Here is a 21,877-nt window from a genome sequence, read left to right as displayed (position 1 = left end):
TTTAGGAGGGAAGCCATGAATGGTTTACCGAAGCTGGTTCTAGGTGTCGTAATATCATTATGCATGTCACTACCTGTAAATGCAGGGCTATTCAACATCTCTATCAATAATCTTGGAGGGTTGACCCCCTCACAATCTAGTGCATTTGACGATGCAATTGCGTATTGGGAATCATATTTAATAGGCGTTCAAAGCTCTTTTGACCATAGTATTGTTATAGAGGCAAGTGGAGCGCCAATTGATGGTAGAGGCGGGGTGTTAGGTAATGCCGGGCCTTCTAGTATTACTCAGCTTTCCGACAGTACTTACGTTTATGCGAATAAAGGTCGCATGCGCTTTGATACGGCAGATCTAAATAACATGGAAAATAACGGCACACTTTTCGATGTTATCGTGCACGAAATGGCTCATGTTATCGGGTTTGGCACTTTGTGGACGACTGATTTTTTTATCGCAGGGAGCCAGTCTAATTACGTTAATGGCACAGGGCGCTACACCGGAGAATACGCTTTGGAAATCTACCGCCGTGAGTTTGTCGAAGACGCCACCTTTATTCCTGTTGAACTTGGCGGAGGCGCAGGTACTGCCAATAGTCATTGGGACGAGCCTTGGCCTGGTGGTTCATCTGACTTAATGACCGGCTATTTAGGGCCCGATCCAATTACGCTAAGCGATACCACTGTAGCGTCGTTTGCTGATATTGGTTATTTGACAACTGTAACTCATGCGGTTGATGGGGCTGCTACGGTATGGCTATTTCTACTTTCATTTGGGTTAGTACTAAGAAAAAAGCCTCTACGAACTAGTGCGCACCTTCTGCAAACTGTGTAACCTAACCACGGCCTAGCTTTCTATTGCTAAGCAGTGTTTTGAATTTTTAGAATAAATAATGAGGAAAAGCTTGATAAGAGAGAAACATAAAGTGGATAAAGTGAATAAAACTCTTATCGGACTTGTGTTAGCGGGTGGCCAATCGCGCAGAATGGGGCAAGATAAAGCCCTTATGCGTTATCAAGGAAGCACACTTATAGAGCATGCATCATCATTGTTAAAGGCTGCAGGGTGTGATGAGGTGTTAATTAGCCGTAATGCGCCAAATTTTTTAAATGATAAAATTGATGATGCAGGACCACTGGGTGGTGTGCATGCAGCTCTGGATGTTTTATGTAATTCAAGTGAGGGCAAAGACAGCGCTATTGAATTGCTTGTCCTTCCCGTGGATATGCCCCAGATGACGCCTCAGCTTTTGGAAACGCTAGTATCAGCAGGGCGAGAAGCCCAGCGGTCGGTTTATGTGAAAAACCGCTTTTTGCCTTTTTATTTGTCGGTTAAGCAGAATACTAAAGCCATGCTAACTCACTACTTGGTTGACCAAAACAAGCGACGTGTGGTGGGGTTCTTGGAAAGCCTAGACGCCATTGCTCTTGAAGAAGCTAATCTTGTGCGCCCCAAAAAGGTAAATGGCGATCAAGAAAAACAGAACGAAAAAGTAGCTCGTATGGATGAAGCACAATGGCTTAATGTTAATACGCCAGGTGATTGGCCTGATGACAAATAACGCCGAATACCAAGCATTAGTTTTAGATGGCACACCTGAAACTCAACGTTTTACGCTTGCTGAAGAGGTCGCATTAAGCATCAGTTACAACGGTATCAACTATGCAGTAATGCTTGTTACGCCTAAAGACATTGAAGATTTTATTGTTGGCTTTAGTTTAAGTAACGATATTATCGAGCATCCCCGCCAGCTTTATGGCATTGAGTTATCACATCACAAAGAACACATTAATGCTGAAGTGGATATTGCGAACCAGGCGTTTTGGAAGTTAAAAGAAAATAAACGGCAATTGGCAGGTGCTTCGGGCTGTGGGCTTTGTGGTGTCGAAGCGCTGGATAACGCTTTGCCTCAACTCCAACCTGTAGAACCATTGCCCCTACCAGAAGCAAGCTGGTTTAAAGGGTTGCGAGATCTAATTTCGCAAGCGCAAGCATTAGCGCAGCAAAGTGGGGCAGTGCACGGTGCGCTCTATATTGATGCCGAGCGCAATGTACTGGCGTGTCGTGAAGATATAGGAAGGCATAACGCATTTGATAAGTTAATTGGAGCAATTGCGGCTAATAAGCTTTATCAGAAGGATTGCCTTGTCGTGTTAACCAGTCGCTGTAGTTTAGAACTAGTACAAAAAGCGATAAGAGCAAAATTACCTTTGCTTGTGACACTTTCAGCACCTACGGCATTATCAGTTAAGTGGGCTAACCGCTATGGCGTATCCCTTATCCACGTGCCTAAATATGACTCACCGAGAGCGTACTCACCACAAATTTAACGGGGCGCGAAGCTAGAGGGTATAGAGCATTTAAGCGGCCCCGCGTTCGGGGCCAAATTCGATAAGCTTAAACTGCAGAGACCGCAATTCGTCCATCCGACTCGGACTTTGAAAGTTTGATCGCAATAAATTTCGACGTTGGCGTGAAGGTTCCATCGCCGTAGCTTTCTAGAGGTACTAGCGGATTGGTTTCGGGGTAATATGCCGCAGCTTGGCCCGGCGGAATGTCGTAAGCTACCAACATAAACTGTTTAATTTGGCGGGTCTTGCCATCGTTCCACATTGACGTAATATCCACTTTATCGCCGTCTTTAAAACCCAGTTTTTCGATATCACTTTCGTTAACAAAAAGGACATCACGGGCGCCAAACACATTTCTGTAACGGTCATCCATACCATAGATAGTGGTGTTGTATTGATCGTGAGAGCGCAGCGTTTGCAAAATAAGGTCGGGCTTTTCACCTTGAGCAACTAGGTCTTCATTTAACAGCGAATCTGGAAGCGAGTTAACGGCAAATTCAGCTTTGCCTGAAGACGTTAACCAGTTCCGTTCGCTAGCTGCGTTACCTAGGTGAAAGCCACCTGGCTGTGCAAGTTTGGTATTAAAGTCTTTAAAACCGTCTATGGTATCGGCAATGAGTTCACGAATATTATCGTAATCGCTAATTAGCTCATCCCAGTCTACCGGTGTGTTGCCCAGCGTCGCTTTTGCGATACCCGCGATTATGGCAGGTTCTGAGCGAAGTTCAGGCGAGCTCGGCGGTAGTTGACCATAGGAGATATGAACCATAGAAAACGTATCTTCAACGGTTACACCTTGTTGCCCATTGGCCTGCATGTCCACTTCAGTTCTACCCAGACAAGGTAAAATAAGTGCATCCTTACCTGTAGTTAGGTGAGAGCGGTTTAGTTTGGTAGCGATATGTACCGTTAAATCGCATTTTGATAACGCAGCGTGTGTACGGGGTGTATCCGGTGTTGCCTGCGCAAAATTACCGCCTAAGCCGATGAATACTTTAGATTCGCCACTTTCCATAGCCTGAATCGCTTGAATAGTGTTGTGACCCTGTTCCCGGGGTACTGCGAAGTTAAACTTGCTTTCTAATGCATCGAGTAAGGTTTCAGGCGGAGCTTCATTAATACCCACCGTTCTGTCACCCTGCACATTACTGTGGCCCCGAACCGGAGAAAGACCCGCACCGGGCTTGCCAACGTTTCCTCGCAATAGCTGTACATTTACGATTTCTTGAACTGTAGCAACAGAATGTTTGTGCTGTGTAATTCCCATAGCCCAGCACATAATTACCCGTTCTCCGCGCTTGTACATAGTAGCCGCGTGACGGATGTCGTTTTTCGATAAACCGCTTTGTGCTTCAATATGTTCCCAACTTGTATTGTCAACTACCGCTAAATAGTCGTCCATGCCGTTGGTATGTGTATTGATAAAATCATGATCGAAGACGGGAGTGTCATTGTTTGCTATTGCTTCCTTCTCCCAGGTTAGCAACCATTTCGCAATACCGCGCATTACTGCCATATCGCCGCCAAGGGCAGGTCTGAAGTAAGCGGTATTGGTTGGCGTTGAGCCATTGGTTAGCATTTCAATGGGGTGTTGAGGATGCTGGAACTTTTCTAGTCCGCGCTCTTTAAGCGGGTTTAAACAAATTACTTGCGCCCCTCTACGTACAGCGTCGCGTAGTGGCTCTAACATGCGTGGGTGGTTAGTGCCCGGGTTTTGTCCGATAACAAAGATGGTATCCGCTTTTTCAAAGTCGTTAAACGTGACCGTGCCTTTACCTACGCCAATGGTGGGCTTCATACCTTGCCCTGAGGCTTCATGACACATATTCGAGCAGTCGGGAAAATTGTTAGTACCAAACGCGCGTACAAAAAGTTGATATAGGTAAGCGGCTTCGTTACTTGCGCGTCCTGAGGTATAGAATTCGGCTTGATGTGGTGAACTCAGAGCATTTAATTGTTTAGCGATAAGTGCAAAGGCATCGTCCCATGATATGGGTTCATAATGATCAGTTTGAGCATTGAAGCGCATTGGGTGTGTAAGTCTACCTTGTGATTCTAACCAATAGTCAGTGTGCTTCTTTAGCGAACTTACTGAATGGTTTGAGAAAAACGCAGGGTCGACATAACGGCCGGTAGACTCCCAATTCACCGCTTTAGCACCGTTTTCACAAAACTTCACTAATCCGCTTTCAGGTGACTCACCCCAAGCACAGCCCGGGCAGTCAAAACCCTTATCCTGATTGGTTTTAAGCATCGCCCGTAAATTTTTTAGCGGCTTCTCGCTTTGGATCCAGCTTTGGGTTACGCTTTTCAAAGCGCCCCATCCGCCAGCGGGTTTGTCGTAAGTTTTGATGTTGCGCTTATCACTCATATTTTTCCCCTGTGCCCGCACGGGTGTTTGCTCATGTATACAAGAACTAGTAGCAAAGCACCTTAACTATTTTTAAATGGTGTTCCAATTAATTACGCCGACTAAATTATAGGGTTCATCAATTAAACGCTTATTTCCAGTCGCCAGTCTTTACAGGAAAGGTGCTACGACGGTTATATTCTTAAGGTAAAGTAGGAGCTTGAGCTTTGTGAGTAAAACGCTATGCGTTACACTAGCAAGTAGGTAACAAGTTGTAGCCTTTTACTTTTAGGTTTTACAGCACCAGTAATAGCGCACTATTTAAACGTTAATAATAAAAACTCATCGGGACAACATGGTTTCTTGGCAATCACTTACATTTAATGAACTTACGAACCACCAACTCTTTGACCTGCTTAAGCTGCGCGTCGATGTTTTTGTTGTTGAACAAAACTGCCCCTATCCGGAGCTAGATGAAAAAGACCGCCATCCGCAAACCCATCACTTAATGGGTTTTGAAAATAATAAACTTGTGGCGTGTGCACGATTAATTGGTGAAGGCGTCAGTTATCCATCGGTAAGCATAGGCCGTGTGGCTACCAGTAAAGCCTTTCGGGGGAAAGGGGCGGGTAAAGCGCTTATGCGTGAAGCCATTAATCATTGTGAGGCAATATCGCCGGGGTGTGATATTGAAATTGGTGCACAAGAATATTTAAAACGCTTTTATGAGAGCTTTGGTTTTGAAGCCACATCAACCATGTACTTGGAGGATGACATCCCTCATATAGATATGAAGAGACTAGGGACGGCACAAGCGTAGCCTAGTGCCTAGCTCGAGAAATCGGTTGGCATAAGCTTTAGCTTTGGCTCAGGCGTTTAGTCAGAGTATTAACTGACCTTGTTCACTCATGCCAACCGATAAGCGGTGCTTTTAAGTGCACCTAGATCCCATCAATTAAGACCCGAATGCTTATTTCGCCTTCGGTAGTTGAGATACCAATTCATCTAGCCCGCTCACTACAGTGTCAGGCGATAGCGCTAGAGGATAGAGTACTTTGCCCGGTCGAGCGATAAACGCAGCTTGCCAGCCGGCTTGTTTAGCCCCAGCAATATCCCAACCGTGAGCCGCAACTAACATAGCGTCTTCTGCTGCTATGCCCATTTTTTCAATAGCCCATTCATAAGTGCGTGTATCTGGCTTGTACAAGTTAATATCTTCAACGCTAAGTCGTTCATCGAAATAAGACAGTAGGTCTGCATTTTTAAACTGGGTATACACGCCTTTATTAGAGGAATTGGTAAGGCTTACCAGTTTATAGCCCTTGTCTTTTAAGGCTTGTAAGCCATTACGTACATCTGGGTGTGGGGGAAGGCTTCGCAAAGGCGTGACAATTGCCGTTTTAGCCTGCTCTTTGGTTAATTCAATACCTTCAATTTCAGCGACCATCAATAGTGAGGCAACGCCAATCTCTCCAAAGGTATGGAAGCGACCAGTAGTTGAGTCGACCAGCGAATGATGCAGCATGGTAGAGAACCAAAGCGGTAACAAATCGTCTCGCCCTCCTAATGCTTCACCCACCGAACTGCGCATGGCGGTAAGGTCAAGAAGGGTCTCGTTTACATCAAAAAAGATAACTTTGGGCGCGCGCAATTCTTTCTTTTCGACCTGCATTGCATCGGTATTTCCTGTTTGCGCAAAAACAGGTGATGACAGCAGACCTAGGCCTAAAGCGGTTGCACAGCATATCCGTGATAGTAATGATGAAGGTGAACGAGCCATGATTATCCTTAACTAAGATTTGAACGAGTGTTCAAAATAGGATGAATAGGGTCTTAATGCAATAGTTGATGAGACGAAATGACTATTTTCTGGTGGTTAATCGATACCCATTCCCGCGCAAGGTTTCAATAAATATGGCATCACTGTTATGAAGCTTTTGACGTAGCCTACTAATATACACGTCAACCACGTTGGTAAGCGGGTCGCTGTGGCTTCGCCATACTCGACTTAATATACGCTCTCGAGAAAGGACTTTTTCAGTATTTTCCGCAAAATAATAGAGCATGTCGTATTCTAGTTTAGTGAGTGTAATTTCTTCTCCTGACAGTGTCGCAATGCGAGATTCATCATCGATGTTTAACGGTCCGACGGTTAAGCCTGATTGAGTAACAGGCGTGTTGGTCACTCTTCGGCTTAAGGCCGTTATGCGCGCTAGCAGTTCGTCAAAGTCAAAAGGCTTACATAGATAATCGTCTGCGCCTTGTTTTAAACCATTCACGCGCTCCCGTACCTCATCTACAGCTGTAAGTAGCAAAACCATAGGAGCATGAGGGAGAGATTTAATGGCGGGCAACAGCTCTACGCTATCTTCGTCGCCAAACATGCGATCGAGTACGATGATGGCAGGGGACTCGTGTCGAATGCGCGTGACTAAATTGTGCAATGCCGACTCTTCGACACACTCAAAACCTTCCGCGTTTAAGCCTCGCGATAAAAATCGTAGTAAGGGGGCTTCGTCATCAGCAATAAGAATCTTCATTATTGGTATAATCCTAATTCGTCTATGTCATTCAGCGCTAGGTAAATCTGATTGATTTGCTTGGCTTTCTATCATAGGAAGTGTCAAGGTAAACTGAGAGCCTTTACCTAACGTAGAGTGTGCAGTTAGTGCGCCGTGGTGGGCTTCTGCAATGGCTTTTGCGATAGACAAACCTAACCCCATTCCATTGCCTTTGCGTTTTAACCTAACGAAGCGTTCAAACACGTGCTGCAAATCACTTGAAGAAATGCCTTCACCGCAATCAATGACTGATACATTGATATTCTGGTCTTCGCTTTCAACACGCAGCGAAATGGGCGTATCTGGATAGGAGTATTTGTGTGCGTTTTCAATAAGAATGGTTAGTGCCTGCGAAATTCTGTCACTGTCGATAAGCACTTGCGCTTTTTCTTTAGCAAGCCATTTAATATCTAGATCTCTGGGCTTTGTAAGTTTTTGCCACGATGGCATGTTTTGAGTAAGCAGGCTGTGTAAGTCCGATTTAACCAAATCCACCGTGAATTCGTGCATCTCGGCGCGCGCCAGTAGCAGTAAGTCATCCACTAACTTACTCAAGTTAACCGCTTGCTCAAGTATGGTCTCCAGCGTTTCTTTGTAAATCTCATTGCTCGCAGCTGCTTGTCTGAGGGTTACCTGCGCTTCGCCGCGTATAATAGTTAGCGGCGTACGCAATTCGTGGCTAACATCGGCCAAAAACTGACGACGCTTTGCGTCTTGCTTAGTTAATTTGTCATTTGCTTCTTTTAGCGCGCGAGTGCGACTCTCCACTTCAAACTCTAAATGCTTGCGATGGGCATCTGCCTGAGCTTCATGCTCCTGTAGTCGCGCAATCATAGAGTTAAGCGCTCTTACCAAGTCAGTAAATTCGCTGTCTAGGGTTTCAGGCAAGCGATAGTGATAATTTCCTGAAGCGATAGCATCAGTACCAGTACGAATGACTGTAAGGGGTGAATAAAGGGCATTGAATAGCCAGTAGCAACCCAGCAAAATGAAGGGGCAGGTGATAAAACCCAAACTAATCGTAAACCATACAATGCTGGTGTTAAGTGTTTCGATGCTAGCGTTAATACGCGATACCACACCTGTTTGTCTATTTACAGCAGAGTTAATGGCTTCTCTAAACTGATTGTCGATGGTGACTTCTAATAATGTTTGAAGGCGCTGCTGCTGGTTGAGTGGGGTGCTATCGTTAGAAAGCGCAATAGCCCTAAATTCTGCCACTATGCTTTGAATGAGTGCTTCGAGTTCGTCAGTGTCCTCTACGCTGCCAAGCGTTGCTTCAACTCCTAAGGCTTCACGCTGCGCGAGTTCTAGCGATGTTATCCGATTTAATGCGTTTTCTATTTGCTGTTGCTTGTTTCTAACTTTGGCTTGGTTCGCATTTTTTCCAAATATAAGCTCGTCTGTCAGCTGTTTAAAAAGCCTGTAGGAAACACTGGATAGCTGTTGATGCTCTGACAGTAGCGACTGGGCAAGCTGTGCCTGAGTTAGATTAGTACGGGTTAAATGTGCCGAAATTGCGGCACTTGCCAAGGCTATTAACAAGATAAAAGTAGATAACAACCCAAAAAGATAAAGTTTGCGTTTGTACATGGCAACGACATTGTATTTGTTTGCCACTATATACGCCTAATATAATGTAATGGTGCAGTTTTCTTAGGTTTTAAAGGCGGCGAGCAGCCGTGTGAACTCTTACGAGCATTGCGGGTTTAGTACTTACGTGATTTTGTATTCAGGGCTGTGCTTTAATCTTTTTACTTTAAGGCGGCTAAGGCGATATTAGTTTGGTACTTAAGCTCAGTATCTATTTTCCAGTGCTCGGGGCTCCAACCAGATAAGAACCGATAAAAGTCAGCGCAGGCAAAAGGGTACAGCTTTTTCCATTCGGTAATGACGTGCTTAATATCACCGCTTTTGAAATAAAAAGGGTTATCATGGTTTGACGAGCGAGCTTGTAGTGCGTCTTCTAGTGCAAGGAAATACGTATTAAGTAAAGCGTCCCGATGGGCTATATGGGTTTCAGTGGGTAATGCGCTTCCCAAAAAGTAAGCCACATCTTTTATGCCGACACCAAAACCGACATACTGAAAGTCGACGGCGGCACAGACGGAAAAATCTTCAGTAAAACAGAAGTTAGCCACTTTAGCATCGCCATGTACTAGCGTTTGATAATTAGCGCTGTCTAAAGTTCTAGCAATGGCCAGGGCGTTTTGTTTTAACAGACCCTCGGGCATGGCTTGAAACTCATCTTCACGTGTAGCTAAGTGCCAATAAGTGCCCTCGCTCCACAGCTGTATATTTCGGTTTTCAAATTCACTTCTTACATTAAGAAAGCGCGCGTGAAAGTGAGCTAACCATTTGAGAACGGTTTCGCATCGCGCTGGGGTAAGTGAAGAGGCTGTACGTGAGTAGCCAGCGTGCGCTAAATCTTCCATAACCAGAAGGGAGGCTTCGCCTTGCTGGCTGTGTGCTATGTATTTGGCTGTTGGAAAGCAGGCATCAGTTTGCGGGTGTACTTGGCTATAAAAACAGTTCTCTACCGCAAAAGATTGGCATTTTCGGTTGTGGCTTGCCTCGCCGTTCCAACCTTTGGGGTGTGAAAGGGTGTTTGGCGGTGTGGCGCATTTTACTACAACCTTAGTAACTGGTTGGTTGTTGGCTTTGTGTTGGGTAGTTGAGCTATCTTTTACGTGCTGGATTTCATCTCTACAAGTGGCGCTAACATTTTTACTGGCTTTTGCGGTGTCGTCACTAGAATAGCTTAGTGTGGCACGAAAGCAGGCACCGTAGCCACTCCAAAGAGGCTGGATTAGTTGCGTATTTAATACCCTGGCATTACACACTTTGCTTAACCAATCTATATATTGCTGGTCTACCGTGTCTGACATTTCATTCTCAATTCGAACTAGATTTCAAAAGTACACTAACAAACAAAAAAGCCGCTCGAAAGCGGCTTTTATTCATGGGCTAGTCAACCACTAGCAACTGAGATTTATTCAGCCGCTGCTGGCGCTTCAGCAACGTCACTTACTGATTGAGGAAGTGTTGTATTTGCTGATGCTCTCGAGTTGGCGTACGACATGGCCGCAGTTTTACCCGATACTGCTAGTGCAGGTCGTGTATCGTCAGCTTTTGCAGTAAGCGCAACATCAACAAAGGTATCGTTCACTTGCGCTGGCAATGCCATAGGGTGAGATGCGCCACGTTTACCTTTACCGCTAGCAGCTAGGCTATTTAAAGCTGGAGCTGCCTTTACAGTACGTTGCTCTTTAGCCGTCGTATCCGATGCTTTTGCTTCAGGTTCTGATGGCGCATCTGCCAAGTTAATTTCAACTTGTTCTGGCGATGCTGATTCATCTTTAGCTTCTGGCGCTGCGCTTGAACTGTCAGTATCAGCAGTCTCAACTGAAGATTCAGCGTCTGCTTCCGACACGGATTTTTCAGATTCACTTAATTGTTCAGTGTTTTGAGTTGCTTTGACCTGCTCAGCTTGAGTGGTAGCGTTATCTTCTGCTGCAGTTTCTACAGTCGTAGAAGGCTTATCTTCTGAAGGTTTATTTTCAGCTGAAGCTTCATTACCCGCTGAAGGCTCTTCACCCGCTGAAGGCTCATTACCTGCTGAAGGCTCTGCATCAAACTGAAGTTCGTCCTGAACGGCTTCAACATCAAGCTTGGCTTTTTCTTGCTGGCCTTGGTTAGAAACAGGCTGTTCGTCAGCTGGTGCTAGTTGACCAGGCTCCTGTGCTTGCGTTTCTTCAACAATAGGTGCTTCAGCTTTACTTGTCGCTTTAACTTCAACCTCTGGGGCTTGCGGTGAAAGCTCACCAGGCTGCTTAGCTTGAGTTTCAGCGTCGTCAACTTGCTGTGCTTCTTTCTTACGACGTTGACCTGCGGCACGAACATGGCGAGGTGAACGGCGTGAACGACCGCGACCTTCACGTTTTTGACCTTGTTCTTCACTGTTGGCTTCACTGTTCGCATCAGTAGTCGCTTCAACAGCGTCATTAGCTACTGAAGTTTGACTATCAACCTTAGCCGCATCCGATTGAGCCGCTACCGGCTTAGCGTCTACAGATTTTTCAGCTACTTGCTGTTCCGCTTGCGGCGCTGGTTTATTAGCGTCCTGCTTAGACTCAACATTACTTTCAGCTGGCGCCTGTGCTTTCTCTACTTTAGACGACTTAGGTTTTGTATCAGCTTTAGGCTTCTGCTGTACCTGTGCTTCTTTCGGCGCAGGGGATGTTTGAGCGTCATTTTGTTCTGCAGTATTTACGGCATCATCTTTCTTCACACGAACGCTACGGCGCTTGTCACGACGTTTTCTGCGTTCAGCCACTTCACGCTTCTTCTGCGCTTGGTTTTCTTGCTGCTCGCCATCTTGCTTTTCGTGCTTAGGCTTTTGTTGTTCATCGCGAGGCTGTTGTGCTTTACGCGGCTTACGGCCTTTGTTATTACGCTTATCGTCTTGGTCTGACCGTTGTTCTTGACGCTGGTCTTTTCGCTGATCGCCGCGCGGTTTGCGATTATCTTTCTGGTCACTATCGCGGTTTTGATCTTTGTCTTGGTCACGGCCTTTAGACTGGTTGCCACGACGGTTGTTTTTATTGCGCGGCTTGCGACGACGGTCGTCGTTATTGCGAGTGCGGTTGTTTCTATTTTGGTTACCAGACTGTGCTTTCTTGTCTTTATTGGTTTCTTCTTCGCTTTCGCTACCAAACAAGTCACTAATCCATTTGCCAAAACGTGCGAACAACGAAGGCACATCGTCAGCTTTCTTTGCCGGCTCTTCTTTCGGCGCCACAACAGGAGCAGCCGTAGGCGCAACAAGCCCTTTAAGTGCTGGTTCTTCACGTTTGACGGGGGCCGTGGTCGTCGTTTCTGTTTCAGCTTCTACTGCAGGCATTAGCTCTACGTCGTAGCTCGCTTCAGATACAACGTCGTCTGGACGTCGACGCAACACCTGGTAATGAGGTGTATCCAAGTTTGCATTAGGAATAAGCAGTAAATCTACGCCGTGACGCTTTTCAAGAAGCTGAATTGACTTACGCTTTTCGTTAAGTAGATAGGTCGCAACTGGAACAGGCAACTGTGCTTCAATTTGCCCAGTGTTTTCTTTGATGCTTTCTTCTTCCAAAATACGAAGAATAGACAGTGCTAAAGATTCGGTTCCGCGAATAGTGCCGTGACCAGAGCATCGTGGACACACGTGGTGCGCAGATTCACCTAGAGAAGGGCGTAAACGCTGGCGAGACATTTCTAAAAGACCAAAGCGAGAAATACGACCCAATTGTACTCGTGCTCTGTCACTTCTCACCGCGTCTTTCATGCGGTTTTCAACTTCACGTTGGTGACGTACTGGCGTCATGTCGATGAAGTCAATAACTACCAAACCACCTAAATCGCGAAGACGTAACTGACGAGCAATCTCGTCTGCCGCTTCTAAGTTAGTATTAAGTGCAGTCTCTTCAATATCACCACCTTTGGTTGCGCGGGCAGAGTTGATATCAATAGAGGTTAGTGCTTCAGTAGGGTCGATAACAATTGAGCCGCCAGATGGTAAACGCACTTCGCGTTGGAACGCAGACTCAATTTGGCTTTCGATTTGGTAGTGGCTGAATAATGGTACTTCACCACGATAAAGCTTTACACGATTTGCAAAGTCAGGGCGCACTAGCTGAATGTGCTGAAGCGCTTGCTCATAAATGCTGGTTTTATCGATAAGGATTTCGCCGATATCGCGACGTAAATAATCACGAATAGCGCGCACAATAACGTTACTTTCTTGGTGAATTAAGAAAGGAGCTTCGCGCTCTTCAGCTACCTCTGAAATCGCTTCCCAATGTTTAAGCAGAACTTTTAAATCCCACTCTAATTCTTCGTACGACTTACCTACACCGGCAGTACGCACAATTAGGCCCATACCTTCAGGAAGGTCTAATTTGCTTAGTGATTCTTTAAGCTCAGTACGCTCGTCACCTTCAATACGACGAGAGATGCCGCCAGCGCGTGGGTTATTCGGCATAAGCACCAAATAGCTACCTGCAAGCGATAGGAACGTAGTTAAAGCAGCGCCTTTTTGGCCACGCTCTTCTTTGTCGATTTGAATAATAACTTCTTGGCCTTCCTTAATCACATCTTTGATGTTTGGACGGCCTTCGAATTTGTAACCTTTAGGGAAATAAGTGCGGGCAATTTCTTTTAGAGGGAGGAAACCGTGACGCTCTGCGCCGTAGTCGACAAAAGCGGCTTCTAAGCTTGGTTCAACGCGGGTAATTTTACCTTTGTAGATGTTTGCTTTTTTCTGTTCGTGCCCTGGGCTTTCAATATCTAAATCGTACAACCGTTGCCCATCAACAAGGGCAACGCGCAACTCTTCTTGCTGAGTTGCATTAATTAACATTCTTTTCATTGTATCTAACTCTGTTTTAGTACAGCCGTTAAGACACAAAATTAAAGTGACATGTGCAAACCCTCACCGTGCAACCTCACGGCTGGACGGGGACCTTGTTGTTGCGTCGCATTATCCCTGGTGGTTGGCCATGTTAGCACCGTTTTTAGCGCTTAATTTTAACTGTTTTCACTTGTGTCTTATTTTCAGACAAAATCGCAAGCGAATTGCAATGGCCACACTGCTTTAGGGATGTCGGGAGCGACTAGCCCTTATTACTGTATTCTTTTTTACGAGCATTTTTATATGCTCGCTAGTCATTTAATTCTGTTAGTTAACGGCAAACTTATTTTATGTTCGCAAGCAATGGCGGTTGCTTTATCACGGCAGTGTAGTCGTTGCCTCTCTAGCTTGGTTGGTCTGAAAAATATTTTTTCATTGCGGATGCTACCAACGCGAACGCCATACTTTTTCGTTTTACAAGTGTGAGTAGCATCGTCGTTCTTTATAGATTGCTATCTCGTTCTCGTTTGTTGTTTTTATAACGCTGAGTTTCACGTTTCTGAAAGGGCGTTTTTTTACCACTTACTATCAAAAACTAAATTGTGAATATTACCGTTCAAAAAACGTCGTTAATTATCGCACCAAAACTGCAAATTTAGCAAGGAAAGCAAGTGAATAAATTGTGTATATCTCAATAAGTAGGCTGTGTACTGAGTACAGACGAATGGCAAAAAAATGTCTTTGGTTAAAATTGCGTCGATAAATGCTTTTTTCAATTATTTATCACTTTCAATTAGCCCAGAGAAATACCAATGAGGTATACTCTGCGCATGAAAGAAGAAGCCCCCAAAAAAGTACGTTTTGTAACGGTTGAAGCCGACTTGGCTGGTCAACGAATCGATAACTTTTTGCGTACGCAGTTAAAAGGCGTGCCTAAAAGTATGATCTATCGCATTTTACGCAAAGGTGAAGTGCGAGTGAACAAAGGCCGTGTTAAACCTGAATACAAACTACAAGCCGACGATTTAGTCAGAATTCCACCTGTTCGTGTGTCGGAAGGCGCACCGGCGCCATCGCCTAAACTCGATAAAATTGCAGCGCTTGAGTCGCACATTCTATTTGAAGACGATCGCATACTTGTTATAAACAAGCCCTCTGGGATGGCAGTTCATGGTGGCAGTGGTTTAAGCTTTGGTTTAATTGAAGGCTTAAGAGCCTTGCGCCCAGATGCCAAGTTTATGGAACTGGTACATAGACTTGACCGCGATACCTCTGGCTGTATTTTAATTGCTAAAAAGCGTTCAGCCCTTCGTCACATGCACGAGCAACTTCGCACCGGTAAAATGGACAAGCGTTATAATGCGCTTGTTGCAGGTGAGTGGCCTAAAACTCGATTTAAAGTTAAGGCGCCGCTTCGTAAGAATGTACTCCAATCGGGCGAGCGCATGGTGAGTGTAAGTGATGACGGTAAACCGTCAGAAACGCGCTATCGCATATTAGAAGAATACGCAGGGGCGACCTTAGTTGAGGCATCGCCTATTACAGGTCGAACTCACCAAATTCGTGTTCACTGTTTGCACGCCGGTCATCCTATTGCTTGCGACCCAAAATACGGTGATGCGGATTTTGATGCATCAATGCGCCAGAAAGGGCTTAATAGACTGTTTCTTCACGCTCGCAGTATTTCACTTATACATCCTGCGACAGAAGAGCGTGTGACCTTTACTGCACCCTTAGACAATACACTCACAAATACACTTAAAGCGCTGTAAGTTATGCACTCAAAGAATCAGGCTGTGGCAGCACAGCCTTTCACTTCATTAAATGAAAAGCTGCCTAAGTACAAACTTGTTATCTTTGATTGGGATGGCACGTTGATGGACTCGGCGGCAAAAATTGTTAGCTGCATGCAGCTAGCGGCAAAACAGTGTGATATGCCAATTCCTACCTATGACGAAGTGGGTCACATTATTGGCATAAGTTTAAAGCCCGCCATCAAGCAGCTTTTTAAAATTGAAGATGATGAGTTAGCTGAGCGTTTAGTCGCAGCATATAAAGATGCGTTTGTTACCCGTGATACAACGCCGTGTCCGTTGTTTGATGGTGTTGAGCAGTTACTGAATACTTTAAAAAAAGCAGGATGTACATTAGCCGTGGCGACAGGCAAAGCACGCCGCGGACTTGACCGAGCTTGGTTACAAACAGAAACGGGCGTTTTTTTCAGTACGTCGCGCACTGCTGACGAGGCAGAATCAAAACCATCGCCGGATATGCTGTTGCAGATTCTCGATGAGCTCGGCTTTGAAATTGAAGATGCCGTGATGATAGGTGACACAACCTATGACATGCAAATGGCTAAAACCATTGGAATGGATAGAATAGGGGTGTCTTACGGTGTTCATGCTCAGGTTCATTTAGAAGCCTTGTCACCTGTGGCACTTGTACACTCAATAAGTGAACTAGAATCAGCGCTATTTAAATAGCGCAGATTTACTAGAGCAGTTCTGATAGAAAAAGTGGTTTATTGTGCTGCCATTGCTAATAAATCGACATTGAAGTGGGCGCCCAGTAGTTCATTTAGCAGCATTATAGGCAGGCCTATTAGACTGTTAGGGTCGCGGCTCTCTATTTTGTCAAACAGCAGTACACCTAACCCTTCGCTTTTAAAACTGCCGGCGCAATCTAGCGGCTGTTCTTTTTCTACGTAGGCGCGAATGGCAGCTTCGCTGTTTTGACGAAAGAAAACTCGGGTTTCATCTACCTGAGTTACCGTTTTATTGGTACTCGGTTGGTGAAGGCAAAGTGCGGTATAAAATGCCACTTGTTTACCTTGGCACGCGATTAGTTGCTTTACTGCATTTTCAGACGTACCCGGTTTGCCAAGTAACTGAGGCCCTGTGTCGGTTTGTACCAAAGCCACTTGATCGCTACCAATAATAATAGTGTCGTTATTTACTTTTTCTAATTCAGCGGCAACCTTTTGTGCCTTTTGCTCAGCCAAACGTAAACTCAACGCAATAGGGCTTTCGTTCTCAAAGGGCGTTTCGTCAATATCTGGTGCGTGGGTGTTTACTTGAATTCCAATGTTGGCGAGCAACATTTTTCGGTATTGCGATGATGAGGCGAGAACAAGGGAGGCCACAAATACTCCTTTTATAAAATCAATACGTTGCATAGTTTCAGTTAGTAGTACAATGTTACTTTATCACTGCCCACGACATACAGTGTTTTATTATAGGTTAAAACGTAATTTTGCTTTGACAGGAAGGGGTTGACCCTATATCATGCGCGCCCTATGCAGAAAGTGAAACTCCCTCATTCGGTTGAACCGACTAAAAGTGCCATGAAACGTTCCGATTACCGGGGCGTGATTGCGTCTAAAGATATGGAACGATTGAGTGAAGCAGTTGTCCGATGCAATGACTATGTGGACGCAGAAGTACAGTTCGAAAAAGACGCGCAGGGTCTTACTGTCTTTCACGGCCACTTAGCCACGCAGGTAACACTTATCTGTCAAAGGTGTAATGGTGAACTCGATTATCCCGTGGAAGCGGAATTCTGTTTTACTCCAGTGCAGGGAGAAGAACAGGAAAGCGATGACATCATTCCCGAGGCTTACGAACCGGTAGAGGTCAACGACCACGGAGAAGTTAATCTGCTTCAGATTTTTGAAGACGAGCTACTGTTATCTTTGCCAATTGTGCCCCTTCATGCAGAGTCGGAGTGTACAGTGAAGCAGGACGATATGTCGTTTGGAAAGATTGAACCGGAACAAGAGCGACAAAACCCTTTCGCGGTTTTGAAAGAACTTAAGCGAGACCAGGAGTAAGTTATGGCAGTACAACAAAATCGTAAAACGCGTTCTAAGCGCGGTATGCGTCGCTCACACGATGCATTGACAGGCGCGACTTTGTCTGTCGATTCAACGTCGGGCGAAACTCACCGTCGTCACCACGTGACCGCTGACGGTTATTATAAAGGCAAGAAAGTAATCGGCGCGTAATACGGCGACTACATTTTGTCTAAACTAACCATCGCGTTAGATATCATGGGGGGCGATCATGGTCCCCCTGTTATCCTTTCCGCAGCCGTAAAGGCTATCCAACTTCATCCCGATGTGCATTTCACATTGTGCGGTGACGAAAAAATTATCAATTCGAGCTTGCAACCCCTTACTAATGTTGAGCGCAACCGCGTTACCATAAAGCATTGCTCACAAGTGGTTGAAATGGGCGAAGCGCCTACATCTGCGCTACGAAATAAAAAAGACTCTTCTATGCGTCGCGTTATCGAACTCGTTGAGAGCGGTGAAGCAGACGCGTGCGTAAGTGCAGGTAATACCGGTGCACTACTTACCTTGTCTTTCTACTTACTAAAAACCTTGTCAGGCATTGATAGGCCCGCGCTTATTAATATGATGCCGACAACAGGGCACCATAATGTTTTTCTTCTAGATTTAGGCGCTAATGTAAACTGTACGCCTGAGATCCTGTTTCAGTATGGCGTTATGGGTTCAGTGCTTGCGCAAGAGGTAGCGGGAATTGAATCACCACGAGTTGCCTTATTAAACGTAGGTGAAGAAGATATAAAAGGTAACGCGCAGGTAAAATCTGCCGACCAGCTTTTTAAAGATGCGCCAGGTATTAACTACATTGGATATGTAGAAGGCGACGACATTTTCACAGACCATGCGGACGTAGTGGTTACAGACGGTTTTACCGGAAATGTAGCCCTCAAATCCAGCGAAGGGCTGGCTAAGCTGGTGATAAATGAAGTAAAACGCCAGTCACAGAAGAACTTTTATACCCGATTATTGGCAAAAATTGCCTTCCCATTACTGAAATCTATCTATAACAGCGTGAACCCCGACCAGTATAACGGTGCGAGTCTGATAGGATTGCGCGGCATTGTTATCAAGAGTCATGGAAATGCACAAAAAGATGCCTTTTATTACGCCATCGTGCAAGCAATGAAAGAAGCAAAAATGCATTTACCTGAGAAGATAAAGACTAAGATAGAAACGGTATTGTTGGAGCAGCTTTGAGCAAATATTCACGCTTTATAGGAACAGGTAGCTATTATCCCAGCGACGTGCGTACAAACGCAGATTTAGAGCAAATGGTGGACACCAGTGACGAATGGATCACTGACCGTACCGGGATAAAAGAGCGACGTATTATTGGAGCAGATGAAACCGCTGCTACCATGGGGGCAGAAGCCAGTAAAAAAGCCATAGAAATGGCGGGCATCGATCCAAAATCTATCGACATGATTGTGTGCGCTACCACAAGTGGTCGCTATGCGCTTCCAAGCACAGCATGTGAAATTCAACGTATTCTTGATTTAGACGGCATTCCGGCATTTGACGTGGCTGCTGCGTGTGCAGGCTATTGTTATGCATTGAGTGTGGCCGATCAGTACATTAAATCGGGAATGGCTAAACGCATTCTTGTAATCGGAACCGACTGCCTAAGCCGTTTGATAGACCCAGAAGACAGAACCATGGTCATTCTGTTTGGTGATGCCGCAGGCGCGACTATTATAGAAGCCAGTGATGAACCTGGTATTTTATCTACACATATTCATGCAGCAGGTTCATATGGAGACTTACTATACGTAGGCAATCCAACTCGTGGTGATGAGCAGTCAGTTCACGAAAATTGGGGTGTGATGCGCGGCAACGAAGTATTCAAAGTTGCGGTCACCAAGCTTTCAGAAGTGGTTGAACAAACCCTTGCTGCGAACGGCATGCAAAAATCTGATCTTGACTGGTTAGTGCCTCACCAAGCAAACTTTAGAATTATTAAAGCGACAGCTAAAAAGCTAAATATGTCTCTTGACCAAGTTGTGCTTACGTTAGAACAGTATGGCAATACCTCTGCTGCTACCGTGCCAACAGCGCTTGATACCGCTATAAGAGACGGCCGCATTCAACGCGGACAGCATTTATTACTAGAAGCATTCGGAGGCGGATTTGCTTGGGCGTCAGCGCTTGTTCGCTATTAGCCCTACTGAGATTTGCCCTATTATAGGGCATTCCAACTTCGACGTTTTCTCGTTTCTAGTAAATTAAAAATAATAAGGAATCGACATGACAAAGACAGCCTGTGTATTTCCAGGACAAGGTTCTCAAAGCGTTGGTATGCTTAAGGAACTCGCCGAGACTTCTCCTATTATCGAGGCGACGTTTAAAGAAGCCTCTGACGCACTTGGGTATGATCTGTGGGATTTAGTCCAAAACGATGCAGACGGTAAACTTAACGAAACCCATATTACGCAGCCAGCGTTGCTTGCTGCTAGCGTAGCAATTTGGCGTGTTATTCGCGAGCAGGGCATAGATGTAGATTACTTAGCAGGTCACAGCCTTGGTGAGTATTCAGCGTTAGTTTGCGGCGGCGCCATGGATTTCGCTGACGCTATTAAGCTTGTAGAGGCTCGTGGTAAATATATGCAAGAAGCTGTACCGGCCGGTGCGGGCGCTATGTATGCCATTATTGGGTTAGACGATGCTGCCATTGCTGATATTTGCCAGCAAACTGCGATTGCTACAGGTGATGTAGTCGCGCCAGTTAACTTCAACTCTCCAGGACAAGTCGTTATTGCTGGCGAAAAGAGCGCAGCTGAACAAGCGGCGAATGCATGTAAAGAAGCAGGCGCTAAGCGCGCACTTCCTCTTGCGGTAAGTGTACCTTCACACTGTGAGCTAATGCGCCCTGCGGCAGATAAATTAGAAGACGCGCTATCGTCATTGAACGTTAATGAGCCTGCAATCAATATTGTTAATAATGTTGATGTCACCATTGAAACCCAAGGTGATGCAATCAAAAACGCGTTAGTAAGACAACTTTATTGCCCCGTTCAATGGACTCGTACTGTTGAATATCTAGCGGCAGCGGGTGTTGAGCGTGTTATTGAAGTAGGCCCTGGTAAAGTACTTACCGGACTGAACAAACGTATTGATAAGAGCCTTACGGCTCTTGCAGTTAATACACCTGATGGTGTTGAAGCATTAAAACAATAAGGAAACGCAATGAGTCAATTAGACAGTAAAGTTGCGCTTGTTACCGGCGCAAGCCGAGGTATAGGTAAAGCGATTGCCACACAACTTGCACAGCAAGGCGCTACGGTTATTGGAACTGCAACCAGCGAAAGCGGTGCGCAAACAATCAGCGACTATCTTTCTGAGTTTGGCGGCAAGGGCTTTGCGCTAAATGTCACTGACAAAGAAAGCGTTGATACAACATTAAAAGCAATTAACGAAGCCTTTGGTAGTATCGATATCTTGGTCAATAATGCGGGTATCACACGTGATAATCTGCTAATGCGCATGAAAGATGACGAGTGGCAAGATATTATCGACACCAACTTAACTTCTATTTTTACAATGTCAAAAGCGGTACTTCGCGGTATGATGAAGAAGCGTTGTGGTCGCATTGTAAATATCGGTTCTGTAGTGGGTAGTGCGGGCAATGCTGGCCAAGCAAACTATGCTGCAGCGAAAGCAGGGGTCATTGGTTTTTCTAAATCGATGGCTCGTGAAGTAGCTTCTCGTGGTATTACAATCAACGTTGTGGCACCTGGTTTTATCGATACCGATATGACAAAAGCACTGACCGATGACCAAAAAGAAGCCATTTTCAAAGACATTCCGGCGAACCGCTTAGGTGCGCCTGATGAAATTGCAGCCACTGTTGCCTTTTTAGTGAGCGATGGTGCAGCCTATATTACAGGCGAAACCATCCACGTAAATGGTGGTATGTATATGGGGTAAATTCGCAAAAATTGCGAATTTTCCCTAGTTTGGGGTGGTATTTACCCGAACTTGGATGTAAAAATAGTATTTTACGAATTTCGAATGTCGCTGGTTTGACCAGAAAATTTGTTTAAACTGGTGCTTGCAAGGATGCACCTTGCAAAATAAACTAGCGGCACTTTTATTATCTAGTGACGTTTAAGGGAAACCTAGAATTATGAGTAACATTGAAGAACGCGTTAAGAAAATCATTGTTGAACAACTTGGCGTGAAAGAAGAAGAAGTAAAAGCAGAAGCTTCATTCGTTGACGATTTAGGCGCTGATTCACTTGACACTGTTGAGCTAGTGATGGCTTTGGAAGAAGAATTCGACACTGAAATTCCTGACGAAGAAGCTGAAAAAATTACTACTGTTCAGTCTGCAATTGACTACATCAACGCTAACAAAGACGCTTAAGTCTTAAGTAGCGACAA

General features: G+C 45.2%; 20 protein-coding genes. 13 read left to right on the top strand and 7 right to left on the bottom strand.

Features of this window, described 5'->3' with window-relative positions; all coding sequences use genetic code 11:
• Positions 1–15 precede the first annotated feature (15 nt).
• The 3 genes from ACYX4N_RS13015 to fdhD all read left to right on the top strand — a co-directional run bounded on the left by ACYX4N_RS13015 (position 16) and on the right by fdhD (position 2,327).
• Positions 16–831 carry a leishmanolysin-related zinc metalloendopeptidase gene (locus ACYX4N_RS13015; RefSeq protein WP_476054310.1) on the top strand — a complete coding sequence of 272 codons (816 nt, stop codon included), beginning with the start codon at positions 16–18 and terminating at the stop codon, positions 829–831.
• 100 nt (positions 832–931) lie between these two features.
• Positions 932–1,558 carry a molybdenum cofactor guanylyltransferase gene (mobA, locus tag ACYX4N_RS13010; protein ID WP_476054309.1) on the top strand — a complete coding sequence of 209 codons (627 nt, stop codon included), beginning with the start codon at positions 932–934 and terminating at the stop codon, positions 1,556–1,558.
• A complete protein-coding gene (gene fdhD / locus ACYX4N_RS13005) occupies positions 1,548–2,327 on the top strand; it encodes a formate dehydrogenase accessory sulfurtransferase FdhD (protein WP_476054308.1) in 780 nt (259 codons plus the stop codon). Before mobA ends, fdhD begins: the two co-directional genes overlap by 11 nt.
• Positions 2,328–2,394: 67 nt before the next feature.
• Here the strand turns inward: fdhD and ACYX4N_RS13000 are convergent, their stop codons facing one another.
• A complete protein-coding gene (locus ACYX4N_RS13000; RefSeq protein ID WP_476054307.1) occupies positions 2,395–4,719 on the bottom strand; it encodes an FdhF/YdeP family oxidoreductase in 2,325 nt (774 codons plus the stop codon).
• A 334-nt stretch (positions 4,720–5,053) separates the two neighbouring features.
• Here ACYX4N_RS13000 and ACYX4N_RS12995 point away from each other — a divergent pair, with 334 nt between their 5' ends.
• A complete protein-coding gene (locus tag ACYX4N_RS12995; RefSeq protein WP_476054306.1) occupies positions 5,054–5,518 on the top strand; it encodes a GNAT family N-acetyltransferase in 465 nt (154 codons plus the stop codon).
• A gap of 150 nt (positions 5,519–5,668) precedes the next feature.
• On the opposite strand, the gene ACYX4N_RS12990 is transcribed toward ACYX4N_RS12995, so the two are convergent.
• The 5 genes from ACYX4N_RS12990 to rne all read right to left on the bottom strand — a co-directional run bounded on the left by ACYX4N_RS12990 (position 5,669) and on the right by rne (position 13,668).
• Positions 5,669–6,478, bottom strand: coding sequence for a haloacid dehalogenase type II (locus tag ACYX4N_RS12990; protein WP_476054305.1), 810 nt, complete (start codon positions 6,476–6,478; stop codon positions 5,669–5,671).
• A gap of 82 nt (positions 6,479–6,560) precedes the next feature.
• Positions 6,561–7,238, bottom strand: a complete 678-nt coding sequence (locus ACYX4N_RS12985; protein WP_474856046.1) for a response regulator transcription factor — start codon at positions 7,236–7,238, stop codon at positions 6,561–6,563.
• 27 nt (positions 7,239–7,265) lie between these two features.
• The gene (locus ACYX4N_RS12980) at positions 7,266–8,852 is read right to left on the bottom strand and encodes a sensor histidine kinase (RefSeq protein ID WP_476056447.1); all 1,587 of its coding nucleotides are present in this window, start codon (positions 8,850–8,852) and stop codon (positions 7,266–7,268) included.
• Between the two features lie 161 nt (positions 8,853–9,013).
• Positions 9,014–10,147, bottom strand: coding sequence for a phosphotransferase (locus tag ACYX4N_RS12975; RefSeq protein ID WP_476054304.1), 1,134 nt, complete (start codon positions 10,145–10,147; stop codon positions 9,014–9,016).
• Positions 10,148–10,251: 104 nt separating this feature from the next.
• Positions 10,252–13,668 carry a ribonuclease E gene (rne, locus tag ACYX4N_RS12970; RefSeq protein ID WP_476054303.1) on the bottom strand — a complete coding sequence of 1,139 codons (3,417 nt, stop codon included), beginning with the start codon at positions 13,666–13,668 and terminating at the stop codon, positions 10,252–10,254.
• An 812-nt stretch (positions 13,669–14,480) separates the two neighbouring features.
• Here rne and rluC point away from each other — a divergent pair.
• Complete coding sequence (gene rluC / locus ACYX4N_RS12965; protein ID WP_474807273.1) at positions 14,481–15,422, top strand: 23S rRNA pseudouridine(955/2504/2580) synthase RluC; 942 nt, start codon at positions 14,481–14,483, stop codon at positions 15,420–15,422.
• Between the two features lie 3 nt (positions 15,423–15,425).
• Positions 15,426–16,133 carry an HAD-IA family hydrolase gene (locus ACYX4N_RS12960; RefSeq protein WP_476054302.1) on the top strand — a complete coding sequence of 236 codons (708 nt, stop codon included), beginning with the start codon at positions 15,426–15,428 and terminating at the stop codon, positions 16,131–16,133.
• A 38-nt stretch (positions 16,134–16,171) separates the two neighbouring features.
• On the opposite strand, the gene ACYX4N_RS12955 is transcribed toward ACYX4N_RS12960, so the two are convergent.
• The gene (locus ACYX4N_RS12955) at positions 16,172–16,792 is read right to left on the bottom strand and encodes a Maf family protein (RefSeq protein ID WP_476054301.1); all 621 of its coding nucleotides are present in this window, start codon (positions 16,790–16,792) and stop codon (positions 16,172–16,174) included.
• Between the two features lie 153 nt (positions 16,793–16,945).
• Between ACYX4N_RS12955 and yceD the strand changes: the two genes are divergently transcribed.
• The 7 genes from yceD (at position 16,946) to acpP (ending at position 21,860) form a co-directional block, all read left to right on the top strand.
• Positions 16,946–17,479 carry a 23S rRNA accumulation protein YceD gene (yceD, locus tag ACYX4N_RS12950; protein ID WP_014976324.1) on the top strand — a complete coding sequence of 178 codons (534 nt, stop codon included), beginning with the start codon at positions 16,946–16,948 and terminating at the stop codon, positions 17,477–17,479.
• A gap of 3 nt (positions 17,480–17,482) precedes the next feature.
• Positions 17,483–17,653: a 50S ribosomal protein L32 gene (rpmF, locus tag ACYX4N_RS12945; RefSeq protein ID WP_012518206.1), complete on the top strand. Its 171-nt coding sequence runs from the start codon at positions 17,483–17,485 to the stop codon at positions 17,651–17,653.
• Positions 17,654–17,668: 15 nt separating this feature from the next.
• Positions 17,669–18,694: a phosphate acyltransferase PlsX gene (gene plsX, locus ACYX4N_RS12940; RefSeq protein ID WP_474807267.1), complete on the top strand. Its 1,026-nt coding sequence runs from the start codon at positions 17,669–17,671 to the stop codon at positions 18,692–18,694.
• Positions 18,691–19,656: a beta-ketoacyl-ACP synthase III gene (locus tag ACYX4N_RS12935; RefSeq protein ID WP_071814538.1), complete on the top strand. Its 966-nt coding sequence runs from the start codon at positions 18,691–18,693 to the stop codon at positions 19,654–19,656. The genes plsX and ACYX4N_RS12935 overlap by 4 nt, the downstream gene beginning before the upstream one ends.
• 85 nt (positions 19,657–19,741) lie before the next feature.
• Complete coding sequence (fabD, locus tag ACYX4N_RS12930; protein ID WP_476054300.1) at positions 19,742–20,671, top strand: ACP S-malonyltransferase; 930 nt, start codon at positions 19,742–19,744, stop codon at positions 20,669–20,671.
• Positions 20,672–20,680: 9 nt separating this feature from the next.
• A complete protein-coding gene (gene fabG, locus ACYX4N_RS12925) occupies positions 20,681–21,421 on the top strand; it encodes a 3-oxoacyl-ACP reductase FabG (protein WP_476054299.1) in 741 nt (246 codons plus the stop codon).
• Between the two features lie 199 nt (positions 21,422–21,620).
• Positions 21,621–21,860, top strand: coding sequence for an acyl carrier protein (gene acpP / locus ACYX4N_RS12920; protein ID WP_012518211.1), 240 nt, complete (start codon positions 21,621–21,623; stop codon positions 21,858–21,860).
• The last annotated feature ends 17 nt before the right edge of the window (positions 21,861–21,877 follow it).

Source organism: Alteromonas sp. ABH4_452 (assembly GCF_056311825.1).
This window is presented reverse-complemented; position numbering and strand designations above follow the sequence as displayed.